General features: G+C 33.5%; 12 protein-coding genes and 1 pseudogene. 9 read left to right on the top strand and 4 right to left on the bottom strand.

Annotation, left to right across the window (positions count from 1 at the left end):
- The 5 genes from ADJ83_RS02820 to ADJ83_RS02800 all read left to right on the top strand — a co-directional run.
- The coding region (locus tag ADJ83_RS02820; protein WP_048716750.1) for a carbohydrate kinase family protein at positions 1-899 on the top strand (899 nt) is incomplete at its 5' end.
- Between the two features lie 439 nt (positions 900-1,338).
- Complete coding sequence (locus ADJ83_RS02815; protein ID WP_031536353.1) at positions 1,339-1,884, top strand: hypothetical protein; 546 nt, start codon at positions 1,339-1,341, stop codon at positions 1,882-1,884.
- 278 nt (positions 1,885-2,162) lie between these two features.
- Positions 2,163-2,981 carry an amino acid ABC transporter substrate-binding protein gene (locus ADJ83_RS02810; protein WP_031536352.1) on the top strand — a complete coding sequence of 273 codons (819 nt, stop codon included), beginning with the start codon at positions 2,163-2,165 and terminating at the stop codon, positions 2,979-2,981.
- Positions 2,968-3,669 carry an amino acid ABC transporter permease gene (locus ADJ83_RS02805; protein WP_031536351.1) on the top strand — a complete coding sequence of 234 codons (702 nt, stop codon included), beginning with the start codon at positions 2,968-2,970 and terminating at the stop codon, positions 3,667-3,669. Before ADJ83_RS02810 ends, ADJ83_RS02805 begins: the two co-directional genes overlap by 14 nt.
- Before the next feature lie 51 nt (positions 3,670-3,720).
- Complete coding sequence (locus ADJ83_RS02800) at positions 3,721-4,455, top strand: amino acid ABC transporter ATP-binding protein (protein WP_031536350.1); 735 nt, start codon at positions 3,721-3,723, stop codon at positions 4,453-4,455.
- 160 nt (positions 4,456-4,615) lie between these two features.
- Here ADJ83_RS02800 and ADJ83_RS25145 read toward each other — a convergent pair whose 3' ends face one another.
- Positions 4,616-4,807, bottom strand: a complete 192-nt coding sequence (locus ADJ83_RS25145; RefSeq protein WP_152910785.1) for a hypothetical protein — start codon at positions 4,805-4,807, stop codon at positions 4,616-4,618.
- Between the two features lie 578 nt (positions 4,808-5,385).
- On the opposite strand from ADJ83_RS25145, the pseudogene ADJ83_RS26790 reads away from it, so the two are divergent.
- The 4 genes and pseudogenes from ADJ83_RS26790 to ADJ83_RS02785 form a co-directional block, all read left to right on the top strand.
- A pseudogene (locus tag ADJ83_RS26790) lies at positions 5,386-5,709 on the top strand (HAMP domain-containing protein); the annotation flags it as partial.
- A 9-nt stretch (positions 5,710-5,718) separates the two neighbouring features.
- Positions 5,719-6,669: a methyl-accepting chemotaxis protein gene (locus ADJ83_RS02795; RefSeq protein WP_414630331.1), complete on the top strand. Its 951-nt coding sequence runs from the start codon at positions 5,719-5,721 to the stop codon at positions 6,667-6,669.
- A gap of 371 nt (positions 6,670-7,040) precedes the next feature.
- Positions 7,041-8,186, top strand: a complete 1,146-nt coding sequence (gene rodA, locus ADJ83_RS02790) for a rod shape-determining protein RodA (RefSeq protein WP_031536348.1) — start codon at positions 7,041-7,043, stop codon at positions 8,184-8,186.
- 213 nt (positions 8,187-8,399) lie between these two features.
- Entirely contained in the window at positions 8,400-8,648 is a 249-nt protein-coding gene (locus ADJ83_RS02785) for a DUF2573 family protein (protein ID WP_031536347.1), read from the top strand.
- Between the two features lie 77 nt (positions 8,649-8,725).
- On the opposite strand, the gene ADJ83_RS02780 is transcribed toward ADJ83_RS02785, so the two are convergent.
- From ADJ83_RS02780 to ADJ83_RS24720, 3 genes are all read right to left on the bottom strand, one after another.
- A complete protein-coding gene (locus tag ADJ83_RS02780; RefSeq protein WP_031536346.1) occupies positions 8,726-9,064 on the bottom strand; it encodes a spore coat protein in 339 nt (112 codons plus the stop codon).
- 172 nt (positions 9,065-9,236) lie between these two features.
- Complete coding sequence (locus tag ADJ83_RS02775; protein ID WP_031536345.1) at positions 9,237-9,512, bottom strand: hypothetical protein; 276 nt, start codon at positions 9,510-9,512, stop codon at positions 9,237-9,239.
- A 21-nt stretch (positions 9,513-9,533) separates the two neighbouring features.
- Positions 9,534-9,668 carry a YuzL family protein gene (locus ADJ83_RS24720; RefSeq protein ID WP_081836570.1) on the bottom strand — a complete coding sequence of 45 codons (135 nt, stop codon included), beginning with the start codon at positions 9,666-9,668 and terminating at the stop codon, positions 9,534-9,536.
- Between the last annotated feature and the right edge of the window lie 333 nt (positions 9,669-10,001).

Raw genomic sequence — 10,001 nt, 5'->3', positions numbered from 1 at the left:
CGTTTATCGATTTTGTTTCACAAACAAGGGATAATAACAGTTTTGATAGAAATTTAGGAGGAGCTTCTGTTAATGTCGCTGTACATATAAGTAGATTTGCTATTCCAAGCTTTTATATTACAAAGTTAGGAATAGATGAAGATAGTATATTTGTGGAAGAAGAGATGCAAAAGGAAAAAATAAATTTGGATGAAAGCGTTCGGACATCAACAAAGAAAATTTCCAAAGTTTTTGTTCATCTCGATGAAGATGGGGAAAGACACTTTCATAACTACGAAAATGAAACTCCCGATGAAGTCGTATTGGAATCAGATATTAAAGGACAATCATTTGAAAATAAAGCTATTTTCTATTTTGGATCAGGTACACTTTTTCATCCACATGCAAGAGCAGCAACGAAAAAAGCAATAAGCTTAGCAAAGGAAAAAGGGCTGCTAATTGCTTTTGATGCGAATATACGCTTGAAAAGATGGAATAAGGAAGAGGAATGTAGAGAGGTGATTAGAGAACTTTTGCCTTTTGTTGATATTCTAAAGCTATCAAGAGAAGAGCTTTATTTTCTAATGGAGGTAGATACGGTGGAAGAAGGGATGGAAGAGCTGGCAAATTTAAATATCCCATTTCAGCTTGTTACTCTCGGAGAAAAAGGAGCTATTGGACGATTGCTTGAGAAAAAAATGCATGTACCTGCAGAGGCGGTGAATGTTTTAGATACCAATGGCTCTGGCGATGCATTTATGGCAACAATTCTATTTTATATACACGAAAAAGGATTCCCTAATTCAGAGGAAGAGATGGTGAATTATATAAGGTGTGCCAATAAGCTAGGAGCAATGGTCGCAACTAAAAAGGGATCCTTACCTCCCCTGGATAATTATCGATCACTTGTCCTAAAATGAATTAATTAGACATATTGAGCATCCTGAATACATAAACTCCTAGGTGATAAGCGAGAATGGCGGCTCCACAGTTTAAGCTTGCGACTTGGCTTAGGCGTACCCCATGGAAAGGAAAGTGCATGTAACGAAAACATCCTTAATTAAAAAATTGCTTTAAGCATGCTTACATAGAAGGAACAACCATCATGATGGCAGAATTCTTATGTAAGGATGCTTTTTGTCACTTTTTAAGTCTAAAGACGTAGACAAAAATAATCCAAGAGTTTGTTTCAAGACTTAGATAATCTTTATATGATAGTACAGAGGAATGGAAAAAGTAATAGGTGTCTTTGAAAATTAAAAGATACATCAGAACAATTATTTCCTTACGATCTATTTATTTACGAAAGTAAAGTGAAAAGAGTGTAAATTACGGATTTTAGAAGGGAGGGGTGTTTGTGTGACGGAAAAAAAAGTATATATTATTTTATCTGATACAGGAACATTATTCACACGTTGTATTAAGTTATTTACGAGAAAGCCCCATAATCATGCATCTATTTCCTTTGATCCACAACTAAATGAAGTGTATAGTTTTGGCAGAAGGAAACCTAGCAATCCCTTTGTTGGCGGCTTTGTTAAGGAAAATGTAAAACATGATTTTTTTCGAAAAAGCCGTTGCATCATATATTCCATCTCTGTGACGGAGACACAATATGAAAAAATGAAGTGTAAGATTGAAGAAATGGAGAAAGAACAAAGAAATTACCGCTACAATCTTCTTGGCCTATTATTTATTTTATTTAAAATACCTTATAATCGGAAAAATGCTTATTTTTGTTCACAGTTTGTTGCATCTATCTTACATGAAAGTGGTGTTTTATTTTTTACTAAGCCACCTTGTTTAATAACCCCATATGATTTATTAGATGAATATAATATGCATAGGGTTTATGAAGGGGAATTACAATTATATCCACTTGTTTTTACGAAAAAAGCAGCATGAAGCTATTATATTTTTATCATACCTAGACAACAAATGTTATACCCCTACTAAGGATAGCTTCTTGGTAATTAATATCGTTAGTAAGGGGATTTTTATATAAATGAAAAAAGTGACCCTTTAAAGGGTCGCTTTTTTGGTATGAAATGGATATAGCGCAAATGGTTAATGACAGAACTTTTGGTGAAAATAAAAGTTAGAAGGAAAGCTTTGACAAAGGTAATCCCCATATAATATGATAACAATTGCTGACAAGTCTTATCGGAATTAGGAGGATTAATATGAAAAAATTAAGTATATTGTTTAGTTTATTACTAAGTCTTACCATTGTTTTAGCTGCATGTGGTGGTAATTCAAATAATGAATCAAATGATTCTGCAGATAAAAATGATGACAAAACAGATTTATTAGCGCAAATTAAAGAAGATGGAAAATTAGTAATTGGTACGGAAGGTACTTACCCTCCCTTTACTTTTCATGATGATTCAGGGAAATTAACGGGATTTGATGTGGAAATCGCACAAGAAGTCGCAAAACGATTAGGTGTAGAAGCTGAATTTATGGAAACACAATGGGATGCCATATTTGCTGGACTTGATGCAAAGCGTTTTGACATGATTGCAAACCAAGTAGGAATTAATGATGAAAGAAAAGAGAAGTATTCATTCTCTGATCCATACATTTCTTCTTCTGCAGTACTTATCACAAGAGAAGATTCAGATGTAAAAAGCTTTGAAGACATTAAAGGATTGAAGTCAGCACAATCATTAACAAGTAATTACGCTGAAATCGCCAAATCTAACGGTGCTGAGTTAGTTGGGGTAGATGGATTTAATCAAGCTGTTGAATTGTTAAATTCAAAACGAGTAGATGTAACAATTAATGATAAATTATCATTTTTAGACTTTAAAAAACAAAAGCCGGATGCAAAAGTTGTGATTGCTGATTCTGCAGATGATGTGGCCCAAAGTGGATTAATGTTTAGACAAGGAAATGATTCGTTAGTAGAAGCGGTAAATACAGCATTACAAGAAATGATTGATGATGGTACGTATAAATCAATATCTGAGAAATGGTTCGGAGAAGATGTACTTAAATAATATCTTTACAGACCCAGAAGCATTCCAGCGATATTATGATATTGCCGTTAGTTCCCTTCTTCCTTTGGTGAAGGGGGCTATTTTATATACGATACCACTATCAATTATTTCCTTTATCATTGGACTGATCTTAGCTGTATTAACCGCTTTAGCTAGATTATCAAGTGTTAAAATTTTGCAAATCATTGCAGGGATTTATGTTTCCGTAATTCGAGGAACCCCTTTACTCGTACAGCTTTTCATTATTTTTTACGGGCTTCCGAACATTGGCATTACGCTTGAACCATTTATAGCAGCAATCATTGGTTTTTCCTTAAGTGTTGGAGCGTATGGGTCAGAAATAGTTAGAGGTTCCATATTGAGTATTCCTAAAGGGCAATGGGAAGCTGGATATTCGATTGGAATGAGCTATGCCCAAAATTTAAAAAGAATTATTTTGCCACAGGCTGCGCGCGTGTCCATTCCACCATTGTCGAATACATTTATAAGTTTAATTAAAGATTCATCCCTTGCTGCCTTAATCCTAGTAACAGAAATGTTTCGAAAAGCACAGGAAATAGCAAGCACAAACTATGAATTTTTGCTTCTATACTCAGAGGTTGCGCTTTTATATTGGCTTATTTGCTTCCCTCTATCTATTATTCAGCAGAGTCTTGAAAATCGCTTCGGACGTCACTTGAATAAATAATCAAGCTTCTAATTAGAAAATAACTAATCGATAGAGAAAGGAGGAACTAGCATGATTTCCATCAAGGGGTTGTCAAAGCATTTTGGTGATTTACAAGTATTAAAGGACATAAATCTAGAAGTAGAAAAAGGGAAAGTCATTGTCGTTATTGGACCGTCTGGATCTGGAAAAACGACGATGCTGCGTTGTTTAAACATATTGGAGATACCGACGAATGGCCATATTACGATTGAAAATAAACAATTGGACTTCTCGAAAAAGGTTACAAAAAAGGCTATAACCGATTTTCGAAAATTGACAGGAATGGTTTTTCAAAGCTATAATCTTTTTCCACATAAAACGGCCTTGGAAAATGTAATGGAAGGCCCTATTACGGTGAAAAAGCAATCAAAGGAAATAGCAAGAAATAAAGCTATTGAATTATTAAATAAAGTTGGGCTTGGGGATAAAATCGATTACTATCCATTCCAGCTTTCAGGTGGGCAGCAACAGCGTGTTGGCATTGCAAGAGCATTGGCAATGGAACCAGAAGTGATGTTGTTTGATGAACCGACTTCAGCGTTAGATCCAGAGCTCGTTGGTGAAGTATTAAAGGTAATAAAAGCACTTGCTAATGAGGGAATGACAATGATTGTAGTTACACATGAAATGAAATTCGCGCGTGAGGTTGCAGATGAAGTTATCTTCATGGATGGTGGCTATATTATGGAAAAAGGAAATCCACAGAATATCTTTACTGCGCCTAAAGAAGAAAGAACACAGCAATTCCTACAATTAATTCAATAAAAAAATGAGTTGTTAAGGAAACTCGGATAAGGAGATTCCTTAACAACTCTAAAACAAAAGGGGGAATTACACTTTGTAGTATCATTGTGGCCCCCTTTTTCGTTTTTTATACATACAAAGATAATTTTTTTAAAATCTACATGCTTTTTGAAAAAGGAAGCTATTGTTTATCATGAATTTTCTTATGAATGACTTCCTCTTCTAATAAATTTAAGAAAGCAACAATGATACCAGAGAGCAAAGAAGCAATGGTGTAAACCGATAAACCAGATATAGCATAGAACAGAAACGTTATGATAAGAGTCAATATGCAGCAATAGATAATCGTGTTTACATATACGTGATTTTTCATTTCGAACCTTCTTTCAGCTATTCATATATCTTAGTATATGTGGAGAATTAATAATATACTACTTTTAAAGGGTGATTGCCCTTTTTTATGGATAAAGGGGATAAGCCCTCACTGATTTTACAAAAAAGCATATTTAATAAGTATAAGGAATAGCTTGTATCACCTTCTTAGAAGCTGAATACACAGTCATATTTCTTATACCGTAACCCCATAACCTCCTCTCACTTAAGGTATAGCCGTTCGTTTGGCTATACCTCTTTTTTTATATCTCGATACATAAGCGTATTTATCATTGTTATAGTTCGCGAAACACGGTTAATAGCGACAAAATTCATGACGCCCTTTTAATGAAGGGTGTTTTCAACCAAAATAGGGTTATTTTTTCCTCCTAATTGCTTTAAGCAACAGTATTTTGTAAAATAGGTATAAACAACTATTTGTTTTGTGAAAATTTCATCAAATTTCCTATTTATAATTCATTTGTCCTGTCGATAAAAGAATTATAAACAAAATAAGTTGGAGGTTTTTTAGAAATAACAGGTGAAAAGAACTATAAAAAGTCAGGATGGTATAGCTATATGAAAAGAAGAAATTTATTTCATAGTTTAAGAACAAAAATGATAATCATCATACTTTTTGCTACATTCTTTAGTACGATGATTTCGTTTAAGTTGCATGAAATTATTCATGAGTCAGGCATTTTTCCAGAAGCATTTGGTATTTTCGTAAATACGATTATTAATCTAGTTTTTGTGACGATTATTGTTTCATTATTTACACGACGAATCATCATATCTCCACTTAAAAAATTATTAAATTCTACAAAGAGAATTACAGAAGGCGATTTAGATATTGAAATTAATAAGGCTTCGAATGATGAAATTGGCCAATTGACAGATGAATTTATTTTAATGAAAGAATTTATAAGAAATTTAGTGCTGAAAGTAAACGAGACATCTGAACATATTAATGCATCTGCTGAAAAATTAACGGCGAATACAGTGGAAACAAGCTATGTATCAGAACAAATTTCTTCCTCCATTCAGAGTGTTGCAGCAGGGTCTGAAGAGCAAACGAAAGGAATGGAGTTCATTGTAGATTCTGTTGCAGTTGTTAATAACGAAATTAAAGATATTGCCAAAAATACAGAAGAAATGGTGAAAAACACGAATGATACAGTATTGAAGGCAAAAGAAGGACAAGAAGTTGTGGAGAGTACTGTTACTCAAATGAGTTTAATCCAGAATTCAGTGAAGGAATCTAATGACTCTATCGTATTATTACAGGAGCGTTCACAAGAAATTGGGCAATTTTTAAATGTAATCACAGAAATTGCTGATCAGACCAATCTATTGGCTTTAAATGCAGCAATTGAGGCAGCTAGAGCCGGAGAGGCAGGAAAAGGTTTTGCAGTAGTTGCTGAAGAAGTTAGAAAGCTTGCTGAACAATCTAATCAATCTGCTAAACAAATTGCTGTATTAGTAAATGAAATACAAAAAGATACCCTGTCGTCGGTTAAAACAATGAAAAGAGTGACAGAGGAAGTAAAGGATGGCATTAATATTACAAATGATACAAAGCAAAAGTTTAGTATTATTTCCAATTCTATGTTATCAATGAGCAGTCAAATGAAAGACATTTTGGATGCTGCCACTAAGATTTCTACGAATATTGTGGAGGTTGCAGGATCTGTGGATCAAGTTACAGGTATCGCGAAGGAAAATAGTCAAAATTCGATGAACGTATCGGAAGCCTCCCAAGAACAACTGGCAGCAATCGAAGAAATAGCTACTTCTACTAAATCTTTAGCGAAAATTGCCGACGATTTAGTGGAGTTAACAAAAACAATCCGTGTAAACTAAATTAAATGAAAAACAAAAAATAAGAATGGTCAAAAGATAAGTTAACATCTCCAGATAAATTCTACTGGATGCTAAACACTTTTGATCATTCTCTTTTTTTTGGGGGAATATAAAAGGGAATAATCGTTGTATGACATTTTAAACAGTTTTGATTCAATTTGATTAAAGTTAGGATTCAAAATAATAAATTTTACGAAAATGATTGTCGAAAGTTGTTATTTCATGCAAATACAAATATAATGGAGAATTGTAAATATGCAAATTACTTCTATTCATTTAGGGAGAAAATAAATATAAAAAATAATAGTTTTTAGTGTGAGAGGATTCAAGCCCCACTGTTAAAAGTTTTACTGAACAGGAGCAATGACAATATGTCCCCAAAAAATTCATCAAAAATAGATTATACACTTGTTCTAATATTAATGCTTTTATGTTTAACAAGTCTTACTGCTATCTATGGAGCGAATTCTGCTTATGTGTTAAAGCAGGTTTTATATTATGTGGTTGGTATCGGAATTATTATTGGAGTGATTCGGCTAGATTCGGATCAGTTAAAAAAATTAACTTGGTATTTATATGGTTTTGGTTTGTTATTATTAGTTTTACTTATTATTGCGCCAGAAAGTATTGCACGAAAAATTAATGGTGCGAAAAGTTGGTTTACGCTTCCTGGCTTTTCTTTACAGCCTTCTGAATTCGTTAAAGTGTTTTTAGTATTAGCGCTATCTCGATTAATTGTAGAACATCAAGAAAAATATATTGTGAAAACTTTACAAAGTGACTTTTTACTATTATTTAAAATTGGAGGAGTAACGGCACTTCCACTATTCTTAGTAATGTTACAGCCTGACTTAGGAACTTCTTTAGTGTTCCTTGCTATTATGTTAGGTATGGTATTTATCTCTGGTATCTCTTGGAAGATATTAACGCCTATTTTCTCCAGTTTTGCCGTTATTGCATCGGCAGTCCTATATATGGTTATTTGGCATTCGGATTGGATTACAACGTATTTTGGAGTAAAGGAATATCAAATGGGAAGAATCTACTCTTGGTTGGATCCATATACGTATCAGAGCACAACTGGATATCATTTAACCCAATCCTTACTTGCGATAGGATCGGGTCAAACGACAGGGAAGGGCATTGGCACTAGTGAAGTAGTACTTCCTGAAAATCACACCGATTTTATTTTTAGTGTGGTTGGAGAGGAGTTTGGCTTTATTGGCGCTAGTATTATAATTAGTTTGTTTTTCTTGCTTATATACCACATTACAAAAGTAGCATTGGAAACAAAAAATACTTTTTATACTTGTATGAGTGTAGGAATTATTAGTATGCTTTGTTTTCATGTTTTCCAGAATATTGGAATGACAGTAGGGATTCTTCCAATCACTGGTATTCCACTTCCTTTTATTAGTTATGGTGGTAGTTCTTTAATGGGGAATATGCTTTCTATGGGATTAATTTTTTCGATTAGATACCATTATAAAAAGTATATGTTTTCCAGCGATGAATAACAATTTTTTATTTGAGCATAACGAAAAGAGGCTGACAGGGTGCAGCCTCTTTTCGTTTATTCTTTCTCCATTCTTTAATGAGGGGGAAGAAAAGGAAAGAATAGCCATCATTTTGGGAAGTTAATGATATTGATAATCATTATCATTGGGTGTAATCTAATAATAAAACAATTTATTTTTATTGTCAATGTATATATAAGGAGGAATAATATAATGAATGAAAAATTTCGAGAAGAATTTGAAGCACTATTAAGTAATTATACAGAATTACTACTAGGAGATGAAAATAAGGAGTTAAATGAAAAAGTACAAATATGGATGCTTTATTCATTTATGTCGAAAAACATGCCAGGATTGGTAAAGCATTGGAATGCTAAATTTCCAGATGGTAAACAAACGATGATAGAAATAATATCCGAAATAAAAAAAATGAATGAGATAAGAAAACAAAATCAGAAATAAAACATATGCTATATAGAAAGCCTGGACAAAGTACAAAAACATACCACCAAATACGTAGGTGGTATGAATCAATAAGATTACTGAATAGTAGTATTGCCGTAAGGGAACTGGTTACTATAGCCTTTAAATTGCTGATAGGATTGTTGAAGCTTTTGCTGATCAGCTGCTTCAAGCTTATACCAGCCTTTTTGAAACATTAAATCATATAGTTCCCTTTGCATATTTTGCGTTTCAGTAAAAATCGATAATAAATCTTGATATAGTGGTTCATTACTTGCCTCATTTAATGCTGTTGAATAAGAGTCGGTTAAATATTTTTCCGTTGAAAGCATATCATTAGTGAAATCACGATCATTCATTTGTGGTGTTTTTGGTACCTGCGCTTCAGGATTTTGAATTGTATTTTGTTGGTTCATTTTCTTTGTCCTTCCTCACAAGATATTATTTCATATGTTTGATTGCTGATTCATCCATTCTCTTTTATGAGAAGCTACTCATTCTGCCAAAGACAAGGTCAAAATAAGGTTTGGCATTCTCTTTAGCAGAATGAGCAGTATGAATCAACAATCGCTGCAATTTAGTAAGTAATTATTGTGGTTGTTGAGACATGGGCTGATTGCTATCATTTAAGTGATTAAGTATTCTTTCATAATGATGCTGATGCATTTGTCCACATTTTTCAAGCTGTGATTTAATAGCCGGATCTTGGGCACTTTGAGCAAAAAAATGTGCTTTTTTCATTGCTAATAAATTCCAAGAGAGCATATCTGTTAAATAAAGGGAATCTTTGACTGTTACCATAACTGGTGGTTTCATCATCATCCCGTTTGGCTGAGTCATATTATTGGGTTGCTGTTGTTGCATTTTAATTTGACCTCCTAAAAACTATCGCTTTTTATATTGATTATTTTGACTATTGACTTTTCCACCACCATCTGTTTCAACGGTCGGACCAGCATTTCCTTTCACACTAGCCGCACTAACACCTGCTTTAGAAGGATTCTTTTTAAGACGGGCCATCTTTCTATTCACCTCCCTTTCTTGTTACATTTTTAGCATTTCCTATTTTTTTTATTTAATGAGCACATAGCTTCGAGATTATTATGTCCAGTCCTTAATTAGAAATGGTATATACGTAAAGACAGAAGGGTTTTGGTTAATAATTGACTATCTAAACAAAAGGCTGTTTTCTTATAGAATTGTTGCTTTTTCAAAAGGGAAAATAAACTAATTAGTAATACGGAGCAGCCTGAATACACGTAGACTCCTATGGGATTAGCGAGAAAGGCGAGACCCCGCAGTAGCTGAGGGAGGGCACTGAAAAAGTCTAGTTCTCCAAATAAAATGAGGTTT

Origin of the sequence: Bacillus sp. 522_BSPC (assembly GCF_001076885.1) — a bacterium.
Classification (GTDB): Bacteria; Bacillota; Bacilli; order Bacillales; family Cytobacillaceae; genus Niallia; species Niallia hominis.
The sequence above is the reverse complement of the archived record's forward strand: the minus strand, read 5'-3'. Positions and strand labels throughout refer to the sequence as shown.

Coding starts and splice junctions, on each gene's coding strand:
- ADJ83_RS02810 (WP_031536352.1), top strand. CDS start 2,163: ATGAAAAAATTAAGTATATTGTTTAGTTTATTACTAAGTCTTACCATT.
- ADJ83_RS02805 (WP_031536351.1), top strand. CDS start 2,968: ATGTACTTAAATAATATCTTTACAGACCCAGAAGCATTCCAGCGATAT.
- ADJ83_RS02800 (WP_031536350.1), top strand. CDS start 3,721: ATGATTTCCATCAAGGGGTTGTCAAAGCATTTTGGTGATTTACAAGTA.
- ADJ83_RS25145 (WP_152910785.1), bottom strand. CDS start 4,807: ATGAAAAATCACGTATATGTAAACACGATTATCTATTGCTGCATATTG.
- ADJ83_RS02795 (WP_414630331.1), top strand. CDS start 5,719: ATGAAAGAATTTATAAGAAATTTAGTGCTGAAAGTAAACGAGACATCT.
- rodA (WP_031536348.1), top strand. CDS start 7,041: ATGTCCCCAAAAAATTCATCAAAAATAGATTATACACTTGTTCTAATA.
- ADJ83_RS02785 (WP_031536347.1), top strand. CDS start 8,400: ATGAATGAAAAATTTCGAGAAGAATTTGAAGCACTATTAAGTAATTAT.
- ADJ83_RS02780 (WP_031536346.1), bottom strand. CDS start 9,064: ATGAACCAACAAAATACAATTCAAAATCCTGAAGCGCAGGTACCAAAA.
- ADJ83_RS02775 (WP_031536345.1), bottom strand. CDS start 9,512: ATGCAACAACAGCAACCCAATAATATGACTCAGCCAAACGGGATGATG.
- ADJ83_RS24720 (WP_081836570.1), bottom strand. CDS start 9,668: ATGGCCCGTCTTAAAAAGAATCCTTCTAAAGCAGGTGTTAGTGCGGCT.